This is a genomic window from Verrucomicrobiota bacterium (assembly GCA_039192515.1).
Lineage (GTDB): Bacteria > Verrucomicrobiota > Verrucomicrobiia > Methylacidiphilales > JBCCWR01 > JBCCWR01.
In genome coordinates this window covers 71063-90442 of the sequence record JBCCXA010000011.1, presented here as the reverse complement: position 1 = coordinate 90442, position 19380 = coordinate 71063, and the positions used below count along the sequence as shown (strand labels likewise).

The following is a 19380-nucleotide window of genomic DNA, read 5'->3' as shown; positions in this document are numbered from 1 at the left end:
GTTTCTTAAATAACCTAAATCCATGAAATCTTTCTTTTGCCACAATGCTTTGTGGGTCACACTCTCCGTGTTGGCATCCATTCAATGCTATCTCTTTGCCTCACTCTTCATACAAGATAATCCAGCTACGGGTGAATGGGATATAGGACCTCAATTCAGTCCCAATGATTTGATACAACACTATGTCGCATGCCAACTTGTCCTTGAGGAGAATATGAAAGCCCCATATCAAATCGCTAGATTAGGAGAAAAATTTATATTTCTCTATCCTGATTCTGAATACACTGAGAATTTTAAAGGTGACCATTATCTCTACCCTCCTCCTACACTAGCTTTTCATTATGTTCTATCCATCTTGGCTGGCCATGATTATACTACTTTTGCAGATTTATGGAGCCTATTTTCTATTCTCCTCTATATCAGTGCTGGCGGGTTACTTCTTTTGCAAGTATATTTCAAAGAAAGGCTCAAAGTCCTGCTTCTCTTACTATCGTTTCCTGGCTTTAGCTATACACTAGGAATAGGCCAAAATGGTTCTATCAGTCTATTAGTTATTACTTTTTCTGGCTTCTTGGTTTACAAGAAAAAATTTTTTTTGGCAGGTGGCTGTATTGGCTTGCTGGCCTATAAACCACAATTAATTTTATGCTTCTTACCTTTCCTCTTTTTTCTCAACAAAAGGATATTACTAGGAGCCTTATCAATGCTTCTGGTTGGTGGAACCCTTTCCTTCATTATTTTTGGCTTAGAAGTGCATCAAGACTGGCTCAATATTATACTCAATCATCGAAGTGAAGCTTTCAATCATTTCTGGGGATGCACTTGGCTCTCTTTTGTGCAAAGCTTCCTAAAAATCGATTCACCTTTAATAGGGCTGCTCCTTGCAATCCTGTCTATATCATTAGGAATAGGCCTCTTCTTTTTCATCGGCAGTAAAACTCAGGCCAAAAAATGGCCTCTTCATTTGCATTTCTATTTTGCCACTGCCCTCGCTTTTTTGTTTTCTCCTTACCTATTATTTTATGACCTGATTCTCTTTATCCCCTTTGTCGGTATGATTCTTGAAAGACATCAAGAAAAGAATACCCTTTTGATAAGTGTCCTCTATGCCTTGACATGGGGAGCTGTCTTTTTCTCCATTCTGGGGGAAAGTGTGGGGTTTTCTTATGTTGCACCAAGTCTCAGTCTTATTTTTGTAGCCTACTTACTTACTTACCTCAAAGCTTCAGGAAGCAAGATAAGGTAGCTCTGAGCTACTAGGAAACTTGTTAGGTAAAAGAAAGCGGCCTCTTCCCACGGCATCTTTTTGCCGATCATTACCCCTGTCACTTGCTTATAATCAAAATGCCAAATCCCCTCATTAATGGCTAAATAGTCCGCTAGGGAAAGATAAGTCCCTAATAATAGGGCAGGAAAAACGACCCACTCCCATCTTGGCAATAACACTTCCCACCCAATGATCCACTGCATAAAGATCACAGGCAAAAACCAGTAAAAAAGATGCCAAGCGTAATGCCAACGACTCTTTGAATCAATCCGCTTTTTCCCAAACAAACCTATTACTAAAAAGACTAACGAAAGCATGCCCATTAAGATCCAGCGATCAAGGCCCCAAGAAACTTCTAAACTTTCTTTAGCATTGGTATCAATAAAAATTTGAGTTAACAGCATGGCTTGAACTGACTGAATAACAAAGAAAAGGTATTCTTCTACAGGTAAATACTTCACCATCTTCCAATACCGATTATCTGCAAAACCCCAGATTCCACAATAAGCCGCATAGTTATCCCATGGAGTCGTAAAAATCATGACAATTCCTAGAACAACTCCTAAAACACACCATTGCTCCAAACCCCAACTGCCAAAAAAATATAAACCTAGAATTAGACAGAGAAGTATTGGAAGATTAAAGATGAGATGAAATCTAAAGTATGTCATTATTGGTGATTAAAGAGGGGGAACTTTTCTAGTATTGTTCTTACTGTCGCAAATACTATTCTATAGTCCTTAAGTTCCATAGCAAATGAGAATCTACATTACTTTAGGTCCAAGTTACGAGCCAATAGACCGCGTTAGAAGAATCACTAATTTTTCCACCGGCACGCTTGGAACGCAACTCGCCAACGCTTTTTTGGATGAAGGGCATGATCTAACTTGCTTTAGAGGTGAAATGTCTACCTGCACTGAACAAATCCCTGATAGATATGTCACTCCTTTCTCCACCCTACAGTCTTTAATCAATATAATGAGGGAAAGAGCTGCTAATAGCGATCACCCAAGTTATATTTTTCACATAGCTGCACTCACAGATTTTATGATTAAAGAAATCCGCAGTGAATCTCATTTGCTAAATGACCCAGGAAAAATTTCTAGTAGTGCTCATGAGTTAACACTCAGTCTTAGACCCGCTCCCAAACTTATTGTGGAACTTCGCTCTTGGTACCCTAAAAGCAAAATTGTGGGCTGGAAATATGAAGTTGATGGAACTGAAGAAGAGGCCATTCGCAAAGGTCGAGCACAAATCGAATTCAACCACACCAATGCTTGTGTTGTAAACGGACCAGCATTTGGAAAAGGCTGTGCCTTTATCACTTCAGGGCAGGACGTAGTCACCCTACCCAGCAATAAAGAATTATTAAAGTTTCTCAAAGAATGGGCTAAGTGAACATTTAGGGAAAATCAATTATTCTTGTTATGCCTAAATACCGTGTAGATCTACATAATCATTGTAACTGCGATCCGATTGATGTCTTAGACTATTCTGCAGAACAGCTTATTGACCAAGCCAAGCATTTAGGGATAGATGTGCTGAGTATAACTCCTCACAGAGACTATTTTATAGACCCTCAAGCTTCAGCTTATGCAAAATCTAAAGGCATCTTGCTTATTCCAGGAGTTGAGCGCATCGTTGATGGAAAGGAAATACTTATTTTAAATGCAGACCCAAGATTTTTCCCCAATGACGCTTTTAGTACGAAAGCAGATCTAGAAAAGGCTCGTGCTTATCACGGAGACTCTATGCTAATCGTAGCACCCCATCCATTTTACCCTCGCAAGACCTGTGCTCATCAATATCTCGATGAAATCCACTATTTGCTGGATGCTGTAGAGTTTTGTCATTTCTATTTTCCTTTTTATAACCCTAACCAAGAGGCAGAAATATGGGCAGAAAAGAATGATATTACCATTCTCGCAAACTCCGATGCTCACCAACTCAAAATGGTCGGTTACAATAGTAGCCTCGTCGAAGCAAAACAACTTACTGCAGAGGCAATCTTCCAAGGCATACGAGATAACTTAGTCTCCTATGAGTATAAATATATGGACTTGCTTGAATTTGTCATTTATGCAAAAAACTTGGTTATGCAAGATCTTAATAGGCGTTTGCAAAGGCCGGGGGTTATAAAGAGAGAAAATAAGCGACTCAAAGCCCTAATGCAACACTCCTAGTAAAGCCCCTTTAATTCCCTAGCTGTAATTAACATTTTCATTCTACAAGATGCCAAACTCCTCGCTCGAACATGAAGAAATCTCTGGACTGTGGGTTAGTGTAGATAAAGTTGAATACTGCAAAGACGCTCAGACACCACCTCACAAGCCACACCAGTTCACCTATTACATTACTATTCATAATGATAGTTTGCAGGTGGTCACCATTGTTGGCCGTAAATGGTTGGTGACAAACCAAGAAGGTCACCGCCTAATTATCGAGGGAGATGGAGTGATCGGCCAATTCCCCCGACTTGCACCTGGTGACCAGTTCCATTATCACAGCTATCACATTGTGAGTGGCCCTAGCAAAGCAGAAGGCGCTTACCTGGGAAAAGATGCGGAAGGCAGTGGAGTGCTTGCAAGAATTCCCTCATTTGTGATGAAACCGCCAGAGGATTAAACCTGAATGATCCCCTGTGAAACTATACTTATGTTCTTTGATAGGTATTCTAGAGAATCATAGTATCCCATGAACCTTTGCTTTTAATCATTCATTCGAGTGCTTAAGACATCTTCTTTATTTTCCCACGGTAAGATATTTTTTTCCTCTTCATGGTTTTTTCTTCGAGAATTTCCGGATCATTGCCTAGCTGAGTTTTGAGTTCCTTAATTTGATCACGCAGCAACGCTGCTTTTTCAAATTCTAGTCTCTCTGAGGCTTCAACCATCTCACTCTGAAGTTCTCTTAGCGTTTCTAAAATATCTCCATCTTGGTTTGCACCTTCCATGACACGTGAAGACGCACTGTTGCCTCGAACAATTGTAGATAGACTCTCCTGAACCGCCCTTTTAACTGTCTTGGGAGTAATGCCTTTCAATTGATTATGTGCCATTTGTTTTTTGCGACGATACTCTGTGACTTCAATCAGCTTGTTAATTGACTTTGTTTTTTTATCTGCAAAAAGGATAACCGTTCCATTAACGTGTCTCGCAGCTCTACCCGCTGTTTGAATCAGCGAAGTTTCCGAGCGCAGATAACCTTCCTTGTCTGCATCCAATATTGCCACTAATGAGACCTCTGGAAGGTCTAGCCCTTCTCTTAATAAGTTAATACCCACCAATATGTCGCATTCACCCTGACGCAAAGAACGCAAAATCTCCACTCTAGCCACGGCATCTACCTCTGCGTGTATGTACTGAACTTTTAAACCAGACTCCCTAAGGTAATTAGATAAATCTTCCGCGGTCCGCTTCGTAAGTGTTGTGACCAATACGCGCTCTCCCCGCTCAATGCGTTTGCGACTCTCAGACATTACTGTATCGATCTGCCCTCTTAAAGGCTTCATTTGAATAAGAGGATCAAGGAGTCCAGTGGGTCGTATAATTTGCTCAATGACCTCTCCCTTGACTTCCTTCAACTCATAATCTGCTGGCGTAGCAGAAACATAGACAACTTGATTCATCAGAGATTCGAATTCTGCCGCGTTTAAGGGTCTGTTATCCAAAGCAGAAGGCAAGCGAAACCCATGCTCTACTAACACCATTTTTCGAGAGCGATCACCAGCGTACATTCCTCCTATCTGTGGAACAGAAGCATGAGACTCATCAATAATAGTTAGAAAGTCTTTTGGGAAGAAATCAATGAGCGTATACGGCCTAGAACCTGGCGGACGCGCACTCAAATGCCTGGAGTAATTTTCAATACCATTGCAGAAGCCCATCTCTTGCATCATATCGATATCATAAGTTGTCCTCATCTTTATCCTCTGAGCTTCTAAGTACTTACCCTGTTGCTCAAATTGAGCAATCCGTTCATCAAGCTCTTTTTGAATGTGCACAATTGCACGGCGCATTTTTTCATGAGGCGTCACAAAATGGCGAGCTGGAAAAACAATACTGCGCGGCAACTCTCCTAATGTTTCTCCCGTGAGCAGATCAAAGCTCGAAATACGATCAATTTCGTCTCCAAAAAACTCAACTCGCAGCCCCTCCTCCGTATAAGCAGGTGCAAGCTCAATAACATCTCCACGCACTCGAAATTTACCGCGATTAATCTCTACATCATTGCGTTCATACTGTGTTTCCACCAACCTAGCCAAAAAGGCATCGCGACTCATGATGTCACCTACAGCTATAGAAACTACCATCTGTTCGTAGTCTTCCGGCGACCCTAACCCATAAATGCATGAAACGCTTGCCACGACCACGACGTCTCTACGGGTTAAAAGCGAGCTTGTAGCAGACAACCTCAACCTCTCAATTTCTTCATTGATACTAGAATCCTTTTCAATATAGGTATCAGTCCGTGGCACATAGGCCTCAGGTTGATAGTAATCAAAGTAGCTTACAAAGTATTCAACTGCATTATTTGGGAAAAACTGCTTTAGCTCACTGAACAATTGGGCAGCAAGTGTTTTATTATGAGAAATTACTAATGTAGGACGATTTATCTTTTCTATGACATTAGCCATAGTGAACGTCTTCCCTGAGCCAGTGACTCCCAGTAGGACTGATGATTTCTCATTTGATTCAAGACGCTTACTGAGTTTTTCGATGGCTTGTGGCTGATCTCCACTAGGCTTCATACCGCCTGCTAATTTAAATCTCACTATTCCTGCTTTCCTTACGCTTTAAAATCATCTTAAATCATCATCCATTGCTTTCCACAAAACAAATCCATGCCAACTGAAGGACTCGAACTTGCCAAACTCTGCAAAAAATATGCAGAAGATAAAAAGTGCCTAAACCCAGTGATTCTAGATCTCTCCGAATTAGATGGGCCAGCACTCTATTTTTTCATTTGCTCTGGAATGGCTGACCCACATCTCAAAGCTATTTCCGAAGAAGTCCATCTGCGACTCAAAGAAGAACATCAGATCAAACCGTATTCTAAAGATGGTAATATGGCTAGCCAGTGGATGATTGTCGACTATGGAGACGTTCTTGTGCATATCATGAGTGAAGAAAAACGGAACTACTACAACCTAGAGAGCCTTTGGAAAGATGCCAAAACATACTAGATGCACTCAAGCACTCGATGTCAAAAATTTTTGACTTTGAATGATTTGGAATAAATCTTTTTTATTCCCCGCCTCGTTTAGCTTGCTTTTGATTTCTGGCTGGTTAAGAAAACGCGCTACCGTAGCCAAGGTTCGCAAATGTATTGAGTATTTATCAAAGGGAACCAATATCATGAAAAAGATCTTAATTGGTTTTCCGTCTGTTGACTGGGAGTCAATAGACTCATCGACCTTTGCTAAGAGAGCAAGGACCTCGGGCAACCCTTGGATTGAGGCATGAGGAAGGCCAATACCATCTCCAATACTCGTGCTTATTTTGGCCTCTCTTTCCTCCAAATTTTTTAAGACACTTTCTCTTAAATCTGTTGGTAAAGAACCCTGTTGCACAAGATAATCAACCATTTCGGCAAAAACACGCTCTCTTCCCTCAGCACCAGAAAGCTCAATGATGCTTGTCTCTGAAATCAATCCTGAAATTTCCATAATCTGATACGGTATTTAACTTATTTCATGAGCGGTGGCTATTCTTTTAAGTAGATTTTTCATTAAATCCATCATTCCGTCCCAAACAAATCCATAATGGTTCATAAGCATATCTAAAAACTGCCCTGCACCCTCTTTCAATCCAAAAGGCTGAAGCCACCACCACGCAAGAATGAGCACCATCCATAAATTAACCAGTGCAATGACGACAAAAGAAAAAATATAGCCCTGAGACGAAAAATCTGTCTGCACCCTACCCATAACATAAAGCGTAAAAGTCACATGAAAGCTCCAGGTTAACCCCCAAGTAAATAAAAATATATTCTGAAACTCCGATAACTTTGGCAAAAATACTAGAAGAACGCCCCAGATGAGACCAATGATAAGAGGGTACAGAGGAACAAGATAGGGCGATAAAGCGATCCAAGCTGACATTTTATTGCATACAACCTGCCCTCCCCTTGAGGTGACTTTGAAATCATCAATCTTCCCACCACTCATGACTACTGCCAGAGCGTGAGTACACTCATGTCCAAAGACATAAAGCCAATTCGGCCTTGGTAAAAAGAAAAAGTAGATGACCCACAGAAGAAAACCTCCTAGAAACCAACTCGCTTGAGCCCAGGACCAATTGACATATGCTTGAAAGACCAAGTAGTGCCCAAATACGCATGAAGCAGTAAGGAACGGCAGTAGAAAGAGAGCAATGAAAAATTTTAAAATTTTCACGCCTTGACTTTAGACAAAAAGAATCCCATTATCCATCACCACTTTTTAAAAGACTATGGCAAATACAAAATCAGCACAAAAGAAGACACGAGTAACAGAACGCCGTCGACTGGTTAATAAATTTTTAGTGACCCGCGCACGCACCAATGAAAAGAAAATTAGAGCCCTGGTGGACGGCGGTGACAAAGAGGGTGCCAAGAAACTGTACTCCCAGTTTGCTTCCTCTATTGATAAAGCTTCCAAGCGCGGATCCATGCACAAAAATACCGCTGCTCGCAAGAAGTCACGGATCGCTGTGCTTCTAAAAGACTAGATCTAGCACACTTTTCGATTTGATTACTTTTGTGATGACAGGTATAAGAACCTACTGCTTGGATAGGCTTTAGACGAAGCTTCCTGTTCTACCACCCATCGGTTACCATTCCGCTTATTTTCTGCGCAAGACTGATAGAAGCCAGTGGTAACGCCTGTCTTTCCACTTCTTGGAAATTGTCTTGGAAGAAGTAATCAGTTGTTCCTTTGACAGTGCGGTCTTTAAATAGCAAGGTCCCGGTCTTAAGGTTAGTTAAAGATACTTTAGCCTCCAGAACTCCTCTATATTCGGTCACAAAGCTAGCATCGCCTATATCACGTCTCAAAGGCTCACGGCTAAATTTGGTGATTGTCACATCCAAAGTCGCATCCGCATTACGCAATCTACTCGTTTGGTAGGTGCCATCATTCTCTATTTCACGAATGATCGCATTAGTCGTCACAACCTCCAATCCAGGCTCAAATGTCAGATTCTTAACCACTGGAACATAGATTGTTTCTACACCTTCCATGTCAGTCCTTGGGATATTACCGAGTCTATATCCAGCACAACCCACAGCTAGCATAGTTAGCAATAAGAATTTACCTAAGAGGAACCTTGAAAAAATCATAGATGTTCAGAGTAAAGCTATAGAAAGTGTATGTGACAAATCAAATCATTCAATAAATCGATGCAAGCTAACCCAGTTATAACTTGAAGCACTTTAAGACCTCTCTTGTCTTTCTTGAAGAATTCTTCTTTCAGATTCAACCTGTTCAGAGGTGTTTTCTTCTTCTAGAGAAGGCAAGTTCAATTCCTCAGCCACTAAAGGGCGGATAATGGCGATACGCTTTTTAGCCTCTGAAGCTTCGTTTGATTCCGGACTGCGTTGAACCACATCGTTGTAATATATATATGCTGCCTTGTAATTTTTTTGGGTTTCGTAAAACTTAGCAACGTTGAAGGCACCCTGAACCTGCCTTCCATTTAATTCCTCCATATATTCTTCGGCCTGAATAATCTTTTCGCTATTAGGATACTTCACAGCAAAATCCTCAAAAGCTTCAATAGATTTTTGAGCTGCACTCTGGTCATATTCAGGCAGGGAAGAAGCTTTATACCAAGCGTAGCCTATTTGGTACTGAGCATCATCTGCAATGGAACTATTTAAATAACGATCTAGGATCGTTCTGTAAGCTTGGATTGCCTCACTCCACTTGCCCTGTTTCTGTCTTGCAAGACCTATATGAAAATAGGAGTCAGCAGCATACTCCCCATAAGGTGCATCGTCTATCACACTTTGAAAAATTTCTACAGCCTTATCCATGGAGGGCAATAAAGGTATCTTCCAGAGCTTTTGAGGCTCACCAGCTAAATATAGCCTTCCAATGCTAAATTTTCGCTCAATAGCTAGATCAAAAAATTGGCTTCCCGGGTATTTCTTTATGACCAAGTTATATGCCTTGTAGGCTTCCCAGAAATTTGCTGCCTTTTCCGCCATAAAGCCGACTTTAAATTGAGCTTCTCCGGCTGAGGATGAAAGTGGCCAACGTCTCACAAGAATCTTATAAGACTTAAGAGCTGCTTCCCAATTCTCATCGATCTCAAACTTCTTGGCTAAGGCCATTTGGGCTTTAGAGTCACTAGCGGCTAGTACTTCTCCACTGTCCTCTTGAACCCATCCTTCCCCTGGCCTCCAAACTAACGCTGCCTGCACTGAGCTAAAAATTAGGGCACACAACAAAAACACCCAAGCTGTTTTTCTCATTCGCATTATTCTAGCCCTCCCTAGCATGCCGTCAAGATTTCCAAGAAACCCTGTGGGTGCCTAAAATAGCCTAGTAACAGAGAAATGAGGTCATTTATTTCAATGACTTACAGGTGTTCTAAAGATTTTTAGACACTGAGCTTGATATCGACATCCCACCAAAGATATTATCTTAGGCGTGAATTTTTTGAAGATACCTGAGCGTATTAATCAGCTCTTGTATAAGAAGGCATTAGGCAGACTATCTAGAGAGGATGTGAAACTGGCAGATGATTGGACACTAGCACTCATAAGAGAACGTTATCCCTATTGGTCCGATAGACAAATTAAGCGTTATCACCAAAATCTCTTAAAAATACAGGTCGTTGCTGTCGATGAATGGTCTAGAAGGATTCAAGCTTAACAACCATATTATATGAAATTTAATACACTGCCTACACTTACTCTTTTCAGCCTGTTGCTTACCTCTGCATCTTCATTAAATGCCCAAGATTCTGATAAAGCTGAAAAAACCGAGGAAATCAAAGAATTCAATGTAGGAGCTTTCCAGTTTGATATTCCCGAAGACTGGAACTGGATTGAAACAAGTTCTCCAATGAGGGCCGCTCAACTCTCATTCATCAATGAAGACCTAAAAAAGAAAGTTGATGTTGTCTTCTTTCATTTTGGCAGAGGCCAAGGAGGTCAAGTTCATGCAAATTTAGAGCGCTGGAAGAGCCAATTTAATCCGCTTGATGAATCTGAAATCTACAATGCTATTCGAGAAGGCAATGTTATTCATTACCTTTCGGCAAAAGGCACTTACAACCGCGGTATTCCCGGAGGAAAAGTGACACCAGTTAAAGATTCTGGCCTTCTGGGGGCTATCATAGAACATCCTAGAGGCAGTGTATTTGCCAAAATGACAGGCCCTTATGCAGTTGTTAAAACAGCCACCCTTGCTTTTCGCACTATGATTGAGGGACAAGTGCCATCAGATCCATCTGAGGAGGACGAAAAGGCCAAAGACCCAGAAAAATCAAAAAAGGACTCTAAAGATAAAAAAGATGATAAATCCAAGTCTTCTAAAAAAGAGGAGCCTTCTGAGGACAAAAGCCCCTAGCTCGTAGCTTGGGCTCGGACCTAGGACTTGCCTTTGCTAGTACCTCGGATTGCCTGAAGCATAAAATTACCATTTACTCTTTGCAGACGACCCGCTGCACCCTTGCTCTTGCTAAGATTATTTTTTACCTTGCTCATAGTTCCCTTCTCATGGACGTCTTCTTTGACTGCTTCTGGCAGCAAATTCAAACGCCGCTCTATTGCATGTGTGTAAACAACTTCATATTTTTTAGCAGATTCTTTCCAACAAAAATCCTGCTTCATGCCCCGCTTTCTTATAGCTAAGTACTCTTTGGGATAGTCATACCAAAGTTGCATAGCCCGGCACAGAGCTTCTTTCATAGAATCGGCAGAAATATCGTTAAACTTAATGCCTGTTCCATTGTTATTTTTCCAATCGACTACCGTATCCTCGAGTCCACCTGTTGACCGGACTATGGGGACAGTACCATATTTTAATGAGTAAATTTGGTTCAGGCCACACGGCTCGTAGATAGAGGGCATCAGGAAAAAGTCACTACCAGCTTCTATCAAGTGAGACAGGGGTCCAGAAAAGCCAATATGAATCCCAACTTTATCAGGAAAACGTTGCTTCAATCGGTGAAAGAATGCCTCTGTCTCATGTAAGCCTGAACCAAGCATTACCAACTGTAAGTCCATTTCATCTACCACAGAACCTAAGGCTTCTTGCATTAATGAAATGCCTTTCTGGGCTACTAATCGGGTAACAATACCTACTACTGGAATCTCTTTGCCCTCTGGTAATCCAAAATATCTTTGAAGCTCTTTTTTACAGCCCACTTTGCCACTTGTATCCCTAACAGAATAATTAAATGGAATATGCTCATCAGTCTCAGGATCCCAGTGGTCGTAATCAACTCCGTTTAAAATACCAAATAGATCGCCCTTTCTGGAGCTGATATATGGCGCCATCCCCATCCCTCCAATAGGATCACAAATCTCATCTGCATGAGTGGGAGAAACCGTCGTAATGGCATCAGCCATAGCAATCCCCGCTTTAAGCATATTGATCCGTCCGTGTGCCTCTAGACATCCTGAGTGATAATACTCGAGTCCAACACCTAAAAATTTCAAGACATCCGCAGTGTAAACCCCTTGATAGCCAATATTATGAATTGTTAGAACGCTAGCGGTAGAGGAAAGCGGAGATAAAATCCTATCCCAAGTCTTCAGGAAAAGAGGAACTAAAGCGGCAGGCCAATCATGAACATGCATGACTTCTGGTATAAATATCTGATCTTTAGCTATTTGTAGAGCTGCTTTGGATAATAGGGCATAACGATAAGCGTTATCTGGATAATCCTCATTATTATAACTATAGATGCCGGGCCTCGCAAAAAAACGATCACACTCCATAAACCAAATTCGAACTTTTAAGCTCAAACTGCCCTCATAGAGTCCTATCCATTGCTCTTCACCATCACCCATATGAATACAAGATGATGCTAAGTACTTAATCTTATATTTCTCCCTCGGAATCTCTGAGTAGAGAGGCATCAAGACTCTGACTTCATGTCCTAATTCACCCAGAGCTTTAGCAAGCCCTGCTGTCGCATCTCCTAGTCCACCCGTTTTCACGTAGGGCATGCATTCAGAACATACAAATAAGATTTTCATAATTCGTCTGGAATTACCACCAACAGCCCTATCTTTAGGAGAAACTCTCTAGATGTCATATAAGCCTATTCGGCAAAAGGGAATCATATTTGCAAATTCTTTAAGGAATCAAAAATCTAGCCACTTACTGCCTTTTATTTAACTAACTTTAACCCCAATGATAGCAACTAGTTCCCTAGCTTCAAATTTATTAGTAATTCTTATGTTTTTTTCTGTCTTTCTAAATGACAAACAACTGATTATTAAATCATTTAATTTATACAAACTATATCTTTTGTATTTTTGGCTTTATTTTGGAAATATTTTGTCGATTTTCAACAAGTAGGGAGAACCACTACTCATTGCTATTAAGATGTCTAACATTCAAGAAATGATCGACCAGAAAAAATTCGAGAGCGACAACGAACGTATGGCTTTTGAAGAGGGCTACAAATTAGGCATTGAGGAACATGGCGGCAATCCTGTAGAAATTATTGCACTCATAGATGATGACGAAAACGTCATCGAAATGATGTCTACCAACCTCCAAGCAAGGGGCTATCAAACTCTTACAGGTGCCTCAGGCACCGAATGCTTACAAATACTTAAGGTTAACCGGCCCGACATTGTTGTTTTGGATCTGGGTCTACAAGATATAAACGGAGAAGATATTTCTGAAGTGATCCAGCACGATCCTCATTTAGGCCGAATTGGAATTATTTTGATTTCAGGCCTTATCACACCAGATGAAGCAAAAGACTTAAATCGCAATGAAATGGCACGTGGAAAATTTAAGCGATATGTCTCAAAGCCATTCCCCATAGATGCTCTGTGTGGCAAAATTCGAGAAATACGCGTTCTGCAACGCCGTGATGGGGTTGTTCCTTGGGCTCCACCTTTGCCTGTGGAGATTCATTTTGAACGTATTTCCGTTTCAGTATCTAAGGAGTTTGGATCCAAAAAATTAACTGAAGAACTCACCCTCAAAGAAAAAATTGCTGAATACATTGCTCAAGGATACAAACCAGAAGCCTTCAGGCCTATTATTATAGAAGTCTTATCCTCTGGTAAGATTCGCCTTGAGGTTGAAGGTCGCTCAGAAAGAATCGTATTAAACAACCAACAGCAACATATGGTCCGTGCGCAAGCAGAAGAACTATTTGACCGCTACTACCCTAACAGAGCCTCGGCATTTCCTAACTTACTTAATGAGTCCTCCAATTCCAAAGTAAGCAAAAATCCATACAAAGCAGCAACTTCTAGACCACAATCCCCTAGCACATATAAGAGTGAACAAAATACTAATGAAGACGCTGATATATCTAGAACAGAGCCTTTACAGCCCGCCGCTTAAAAATGAAGCTAGCTCTTGACCTGATCTAAACTTTTTACATCTTTTTTTTGGTAAAGAGCAAATCCACAACATTCTTTACATATTGCTCTGAGCTAAGACCAAAGGTTGTTTTTTCTGGAAACTCAATAATTTCTTTGAAATGCGAGGCCAAGCGATCAAAAAGTAACAATCGATCACTATCACTCATATCATCCCTACGCGACAAAGCCTGCAAAGCAATATCTGCCTCCATGATATCAATCCGTTGTTTCAACTTTGCAACTAAATGCGGGTAATCACAAAACGAATTATATTTGCCGGCAAAGATTTTTTCTAAACTTGGCTGATCTGCCCGTCTGTGTCTTATTACAACAGTATTAGCAGCAAGATCTCCTAGCCTCTGAACCTTACTGGTAAAAAAAGCAGTGATCCCACCAACTAAATAAAAGGCGGGCAAGGCATCTACAAATCTGAGAAGATTTCGCATCACCACTTGAGAAAACTTTAAAGGCAAGGCATCCGCATCAATAACCTGCAACCCTAACAAACGTTTACCGAGAGTTTGTCCACGTAAGCCCCATTCAAAAAAGATAGTATATCCAGTTGAGATGATAAAATATAAAATAATATTCAGCGAATTCATTAAATCTGAGCTGACTAACATAAACCAAATTGTTACGAAATTGACTGCTTTCGCTAAAATAATGATGACCATGAAATCAACTAACAAAGCTAGTGTTCGAGTAATCATACCAGCTAAGGGAATAGAAAAAACAACACCCTCAGGTGTCTTCACTAATAACTCCTGACTCTGCCTTATACTCATAACCATGTTACCTTTAAGTGCTTTGCTCAGACTTCCTTCGACTTGCTAAGAGCCAATAAAACAATGCAACTAGCTGAATAGCACCAAATATAATTTTAAATTCATAAGGTAGAACAGGGTAATGATACTGAGAAAAAAAGGATTCTACTACTCCAGCCCAAATCAATAAAATGGCAACACACCCAAGTAAATGCATCAAATCATCTAAAACTTGACGGATGCGAGTGGTTAAGGGCTTTCCATCTTCTCTACCTATAATAGCGCCGGCTAAAACATAAGATGCCTGGCCCGCTATAAGAACGGCTGGTAACTCTACTGACCCATGGGGCAGTAACCAAGCCAGTAAGAACAGGGTTTCTTCAGCTATCATATAATCAGCAAAAACCGCTCCAAGAATCACACCGTTATAGAAGAGTAAAATTGATGGACCAATCCCTGCCGTAATTCCTAAAGCAAAAACAAACAATGAGACCTTAATATTGTGGGTCATCAAAGAAGAAGCAAATGTTCCCTGAGAGCCCGCCATAGTTTCGCTATTCTTATTTGCCTCCTCATAGGCCACACGATCAGAAGGATCCCCCAGCAAATGAGGGAAAGGCATTATAATCTCTTTACTAGCTGGATCCCAAATAATAGCTAAAGCCCCAAATAATGCTCCTATAAACATGAAGGTGCAAGACAGCTGAAAGGATCTTACACGAGTCCGAAAAACGGATGGGACTTTATCTTTTATCCAGGATACAATCTTAAATCGACGCTTACTCACCCTAACTTCATGAACAAAGCTATAAGTCCTGGCAACCAATCCTTCTAAATAAACACGTATATCAGACTCGGAAGGTAGAACAGAAACTTTCGCTAAATCTGAGGAGACACGACCGTAAAGATACTGAAAGCGTTGGATCTCTGCCAAAGACATCTTGAAACCAATATCTTTATCACTTTTATCAAGCATACCTTCTAACTCTTGCCAATAAACCTGTTCCTGCTCCACAAACTTATCAAAATCAACAATCATAGTATTTGTCTTCTTTTGACATTGAGGTACTGAGAGACAATTTCTGAAGCCATCGATTGAAATTCCACTCCTACGGATAAAACACCTTGAGATAATAACTTATTTTCTACTTCGTGCATCTGTTTCCAAGCCATATGACCTGCCAACCTCTCATAAACTTCTGAGCCACTGCTGACTGCATGACCTGCAAAAATGGGCTCAATCTTCTTTGGTTGTAAATAGCATATTAATACCAAATGCTTGCTTCTTAATATCTGAACACCAGCAAGTAATTGATCCATCACCCCAACATCGTCTAAACTAGTTATGAAAACTAAGAGAGAACGCTTTCTTACTTTAGTTCGTAATTGGGTGCAAACCTCCTGGTAGTCTGGAGCTACAAGTTTTGGTTGCACTTGAAAAAGTGCATCCCGACACGCCATAAAGGTTGCTCTTCCATGACCAGCTCGAATAAAATTTTCTACTTGATCACTAAAAGTAACAATACCAAAAGCATCCTTTTGGTTTTCGGCGGCAATGTTTAGCAACATCGCAGTTTCTACCCCTTTTTCCAAATAGTTGCGCTGTGGGCCAGTTTGTTTAAGTTTTGAGGCACCTCGTCGTAAAGAACTTTTTCGGGAACTCAAGCGAGAACAATCCAACACAACATATATCTGCTGCTCTGTTTCAATTTGATATTCTTTGGTAACTGGTGTGCGTCTTTTTGCTGTTGCTTTCCAACTAATATCATCATAACTATCACCTGGAATATAGTCGCGTAATTTTTCAAATTCCCGCCCTTGGCCTACTTGCCTTTGCACATGTAGACCCGAAAACATACGCTTGTTAAATAGTGCTGAGATAACAGCCTTTTCTTCATCTAGATTAGGGTAAACTCGTATTTCACATTTTAGTGGAGTTTTTTTTCGCTTGGCCCAAAAGCCCATGGAACTGCAAACTTCCACCTGACAATTATCAATAAGAAAGCTACCTCTTTCAAATGGCTGACAAGATAATCTAACTTCCACCTGTTTAACACTTTCCTCAAATTCTACAATCTGACCAGCATGAGAGATCACTAAACTGGGAGGAACTTTAAGGCCCATTTTAAAAGAAGATTTTTTATTTTTCTCTTCTTCCCACGTACACAAAAAGGTTAGAACTCCCTCATGCTCTAAAACTAACCGTTGCAGCTCCGTAATGGGTTGTACTTTGATTTGCCGTGGAACATACCAAACCTTCATAGCGTCGATAATTAGCAACATAAAAAACATCACTAAAACCGTTAGAGTCAGGGTCTGAATTAATGGGTCTGACACTAAAGCCCATAATCCCAGACTCGGAATAATCACAACTGTTGCAGCCAAGATGAGCCTTGTCTGAGGAGCAATCATCTGGGCACAGGAACATCCGTTAATATTTTTTTAATGACATCAGCTGATGTCAGACCCTCTATTTCGTATTCAGGCCTCACAATGACACGATGTACAAGAACGGCTTGAGCAATACTACGAATATCATCTGGGCTTACAAAATCATTTCCGTTTAAAGCGGCAATCCCTCGACTTGCTGCTATTAAGGCTTGAGTCGCTCTAGGCCCTGCACCTGTTAATACTGCAGCATGCTCACGTGTAGCTCGTACTACTTTCACCACATAATCAACAAGATCTTCTCGCATGACAATGGCTTGTAGACTGTGCCGGCATTGACTCAAGTCCTCTATTGAAATAACCGAATGTACTTGATTCCCATTCAATACCTTTTCTGGGGTCTCGTCTCCAAGCATCCTCTTGGCTAACTCCATTTCGTCTTCATGTTCTGGGTAATCCATGTCGATTTTCAGCATAAATCTATCTTTTTGAGCTTCTGGTAAGGGATAAGTGCCTTCATATTCAACCGGGTTTTGCGTTGCGAAAACTGTAAAATTTTCGGGTAAGGTATACGTTTTTCGACTAATAGAGACCACCCACTCTTGCATAGCTTGTAACAGCGCTGACTGTGTTTTTGCTGGAGCCCTATTTATCTCATCTGCTAATAGAAAGGAGGTGAATATTGGCCCCATATGAAAATCAAACTCATTGGTCTTCATATTGAATACCTCGGTGCCAGTGATATCCGCAGGCATCAGATCAGGAGTGAACTGAATCCTAGAAAAATCGCCGCCTAATACTTTTGCTAAAGTTCGAACTAAAAGAGTTTTGGCAACTCCAGGCACTCCCTCTATCAGAGCATGGTTTCCGGTAAAAATAACAATCAAACAATAGTCTATGACAGATTCCTGCCCAATAATAACTTTACCAACCTCTTGCTTAGCCCGTGATAACGTTTCTTTTAACTGTTCTACATATTCATTCATAATTTGACCTTTTATTATTAAACTAGACTTTGATGGCAACTTTTTTCTTAATTTGGTTGTAGCACTCTTTTAAGTCCTCATCTGCTATACCCTTTAGCGATTTACTATTTTTCCCTAGTTTCGCCAACTTAAATAGTTCTTCATTAACATCTTGGGATATGTCTCGCTTACCTCCCACTATATCCTTACCCTTGCGGCAAACGCTGGCAGTCATCAGCCACTCCCGCACACAAACATTTAATAAATCCTTCCTCGCTATATTACGCTTTAATAGATGGACCAACCCCGAGATAGCGTCTCTTCCACTGACAATATTCTCTACTTGCCATCCATAGAAGCGCTCATCTTGCACAACAAGACTCGTCATTCTCTTCCATAGAAATAAAACAAAAACAATCATCACACCTAGAAGAAAACCCTCTACCCGAAAACGCTCAAATAAATTAAAAATACCCAATGTCCTTTGCACTCCATGGTGTACTTCATCAAAAATCACCTGCTCCTTGTTATCCATTATCCATAAGATTAAGTTTACATTTCTCTCATTAGCTAGGGCTTCATTACTCAAAAAATAAGAATCTGAAGCCAGCACCACGCTGCCTGAGCCGATCGGTCTCTCAATTACAACTGGATAGCCTTCTATTTCATAGACAATATTCCAAAGATCTCGAACCTCCACACTTTCTTCTTCCCCCTCCGTCATTAAGTCGAAATAACGATTTGAATACCAAGCAATCTCTTGTGGCAAGGCAATACTCTCGCTGCTAGTTTTTAGTTTGTAAGATTGAGAAAGCTTAGAAACTAAGAAATTCTGTTCTTCATCAGGCAAGGCCTTTGTTGGGAGATTTTTTATAGCAGCATTCCATTCTAGCCAAACAGATAAATTACGCTCATACAAGGTTGGCCTTGAATCTCTTTTATTATTGGACTCCTTCCTTTGAATTTCATCTCTACCATTCAACTTTTTTTCACCTTCTTGAAAAGATCCAGTATGACTAACTTCCTCTGTTTGATCCTTGCGCGAATCATCTTGGTTAGGTTGTTCCTCGTTCTTTTCTTGAGAACTAATTCTATAGTCCCCTCCTGGCAAAGTAACAATTAGCCTCCAACCTTTGCTTATCCTAGCTTCAAGTTCTTGAAATAAATTTTCCGGAATCATATCGAAATTGTTTTCATGCACTCCACAAACGATTACACATGACCCTTCATAACCAGGCATATAACTTCCTAGTTTAATAAAATTGCGTTCTGCAGAGATGTTTACCGCTTGTAAAGAATCAAAAAGCACGCGAGTGCCCTTAAGATCTGATCGAAAAGATGAATACTCAGGATAAATATCTCCAGACTCAAAGCTTAGACTAAAGAACTCAATGATACCGAAGAGCAATAATAACAATAGCCCCACCAGAAATAGTCGTGACTTCAT

The 19380-nt window shown here is 40.6% G+C and carries 21 protein-coding genes; 9 read left to right on the top strand and 12 right to left on the bottom strand.

Going from position 1 to position 19380, the window contains the following annotated elements; translation table 11 throughout:
* Positions 1–22 precede the first annotated feature (22 nt).
* Complete coding sequence (locus AAGA18_06845; protein MEM9445053.1) at positions 23–1246, top strand: glycosyltransferase family 87 protein; 1224 nt, start codon at positions 23–25, stop codon at positions 1244–1246.
* On the opposite strand, the gene AAGA18_06840 is transcribed toward AAGA18_06845, so the two are convergent.
* Positions 1213–1938 carry a lycopene cyclase domain-containing protein gene (locus tag AAGA18_06840; GenBank protein MEM9445052.1) on the bottom strand — a complete coding sequence of 242 codons (726 nt, stop codon included), beginning with the start codon at positions 1936–1938 and terminating at the stop codon, positions 1213–1215. The genes AAGA18_06845 and AAGA18_06840 overlap by 34 nt on opposite strands.
* Before the next feature lie 85 nt (positions 1939–2023).
* Between AAGA18_06840 and AAGA18_06835 the strand changes: the two genes are divergently transcribed.
* From AAGA18_06835 to AAGA18_06825, 3 genes are read left to right on the top strand one after another with little or no spacing between them, the layout of a single operon-like run.
* A complete protein-coding gene (locus tag AAGA18_06835) occupies positions 2024–2665 on the top strand; it encodes a phosphopantothenoylcysteine decarboxylase (GenBank protein ID MEM9445051.1) in 642 nt (213 codons plus the stop codon).
* Between the two features lie 29 nt (positions 2666–2694).
* The gene (locus tag AAGA18_06830; GenBank protein ID MEM9445050.1) at positions 2695–3450 is read left to right on the top strand and encodes a PHP-associated domain-containing protein; all 756 of its coding nucleotides are present in this window, start codon (positions 2695–2697) and stop codon (positions 3448–3450) included.
* 49 nt (positions 3451–3499) lie between these two features.
* Positions 3500–3892 (top strand): ApaG domain, encoded by a 393-nt coding sequence (locus tag AAGA18_06825; protein ID MEM9445049.1) that lies wholly within the window; start codon positions 3500–3502, stop codon positions 3890–3892.
* Positions 3893–3995: 103 nt separating this feature from the next.
* Here the strand turns inward: AAGA18_06825 and uvrB are convergent, their stop codons facing one another.
* Positions 3996–6041: an excinuclease ABC subunit UvrB gene (gene uvrB / locus AAGA18_06820; GenBank protein MEM9445048.1), complete on the bottom strand. Its 2046-nt coding sequence runs from the start codon at positions 6039–6041 to the stop codon at positions 3996–3998.
* 69 nt (positions 6042–6110) lie between these two features.
* Between uvrB and rsfS the strand changes: the two genes are divergently transcribed.
* Complete coding sequence (gene rsfS / locus AAGA18_06815; protein MEM9445047.1) at positions 6111–6452, top strand: ribosome silencing factor; 342 nt, start codon at positions 6111–6113, stop codon at positions 6450–6452.
* Positions 6453–6458: 6 nt separating this feature from the next.
* On the opposite strand, the gene AAGA18_06810 is transcribed toward rsfS, so the two are convergent.
* Together AAGA18_06810 and AAGA18_06805 are read right to left on the bottom strand one after the other, a co-directional pair.
* Positions 6459–6935, bottom strand: a complete 477-nt coding sequence (locus AAGA18_06810; GenBank protein ID MEM9445046.1) for a PTS sugar transporter subunit IIA — start codon at positions 6933–6935, stop codon at positions 6459–6461.
* A 15-nt stretch (positions 6936–6950) separates the two neighbouring features.
* The gene (locus AAGA18_06805) at positions 6951–7664 is read right to left on the bottom strand and encodes a hypothetical protein (protein MEM9445045.1); all 714 of its coding nucleotides are present in this window, start codon (positions 7662–7664) and stop codon (positions 6951–6953) included.
* Between the two features lie 55 nt (positions 7665–7719).
* Here AAGA18_06805 and rpsT point away from each other — a divergent pair, with 55 nt between their 5' ends.
* On the top strand, positions 7720–7977 hold the full coding sequence (rpsT, locus tag AAGA18_06800; protein ID MEM9445044.1) for a 30S ribosomal protein S20: 258 nt from the start codon (positions 7720–7722) through the stop codon (positions 7975–7977).
* Between the two features lie 88 nt (positions 7978–8065).
* Here the strand turns inward: rpsT and AAGA18_06795 are convergent, their stop codons facing one another.
* Entirely contained in the window at positions 8066–8587 is a 522-nt protein-coding gene (locus AAGA18_06795; protein ID MEM9445043.1) for an LptE family protein, read from the bottom strand.
* A gap of 93 nt (positions 8588–8680) precedes the next feature.
* Positions 8681–9730: an outer membrane protein assembly factor BamD gene (gene bamD / locus AAGA18_06790; protein ID MEM9445042.1), complete on the bottom strand. Its 1050-nt coding sequence runs from the start codon at positions 9728–9730 to the stop codon at positions 8681–8683.
* A gap of 172 nt (positions 9731–9902) precedes the next feature.
* Between bamD and AAGA18_06785 the strand changes: the two genes are divergently transcribed.
* Together AAGA18_06785 and AAGA18_06780 are read left to right on the top strand one after the other, a co-directional pair.
* Positions 9903–10127, top strand: a complete 225-nt coding sequence (locus tag AAGA18_06785; GenBank protein ID MEM9445041.1) for a hypothetical protein — start codon at positions 9903–9905, stop codon at positions 10125–10127.
* Positions 10128–10139: 12 nt separating this feature from the next.
* Complete coding sequence (locus tag AAGA18_06780) at positions 10140–10826, top strand: hypothetical protein (protein MEM9445040.1); 687 nt, start codon at positions 10140–10142, stop codon at positions 10824–10826.
* 20 nt (positions 10827–10846) lie between these two features.
* Here the strand turns inward: AAGA18_06780 and glgA are convergent, their stop codons facing one another.
* Entirely contained in the window at positions 10847–12463 is a 1617-nt protein-coding gene (glgA, locus tag AAGA18_06775) for a glycogen synthase GlgA (protein MEM9445039.1), read from the bottom strand.
* A gap of 352 nt (positions 12464–12815) precedes the next feature.
* Here glgA and AAGA18_06770 point away from each other — a divergent pair, with 352 nt between their 5' ends.
* Positions 12816–13796, top strand: a complete 981-nt coding sequence (locus AAGA18_06770; GenBank protein ID MEM9445038.1) for a response regulator — start codon at positions 12816–12818, stop codon at positions 13794–13796.
* 34 nt (positions 13797–13830) lie between these two features.
* Here the strand turns inward: AAGA18_06770 and AAGA18_06765 are convergent, their stop codons facing one another.
* From AAGA18_06765 to AAGA18_06745, 5 genes are read right to left on the bottom strand one after another with little or no spacing between them, the layout of a single operon-like run.
* A complete protein-coding gene (locus AAGA18_06765; GenBank protein ID MEM9445037.1) occupies positions 13831–14601 on the bottom strand; it encodes an RDD family protein in 771 nt (256 codons plus the stop codon).
* Positions 14602–14614: 13 nt separating this feature from the next.
* On the bottom strand, positions 14615–15619 hold the full coding sequence (locus AAGA18_06760) for a stage II sporulation protein M (protein ID MEM9445036.1): 1005 nt from the start codon (positions 15617–15619) through the stop codon (positions 14615–14617).
* Entirely contained in the window at positions 15616–16992 is a 1377-nt protein-coding gene (locus AAGA18_06755; GenBank protein ID MEM9445035.1) for a DUF58 domain-containing protein, read from the bottom strand. The genes AAGA18_06760 and AAGA18_06755 overlap by 4 nt, the downstream gene beginning before the upstream one ends.
* On the bottom strand, positions 16989–17954 hold the full coding sequence (locus AAGA18_06750; GenBank protein MEM9445034.1) for a MoxR family ATPase: 966 nt from the start codon (positions 17952–17954) through the stop codon (positions 16989–16991). Before AAGA18_06750 ends, AAGA18_06755 begins: the two co-directional genes overlap by 4 nt.
* A gap of 22 nt (positions 17955–17976) precedes the next feature.
* A complete protein-coding gene (locus tag AAGA18_06745; protein ID MEM9445033.1) occupies positions 17977–19380 on the bottom strand; it encodes a hypothetical protein in 1404 nt (467 codons plus the stop codon).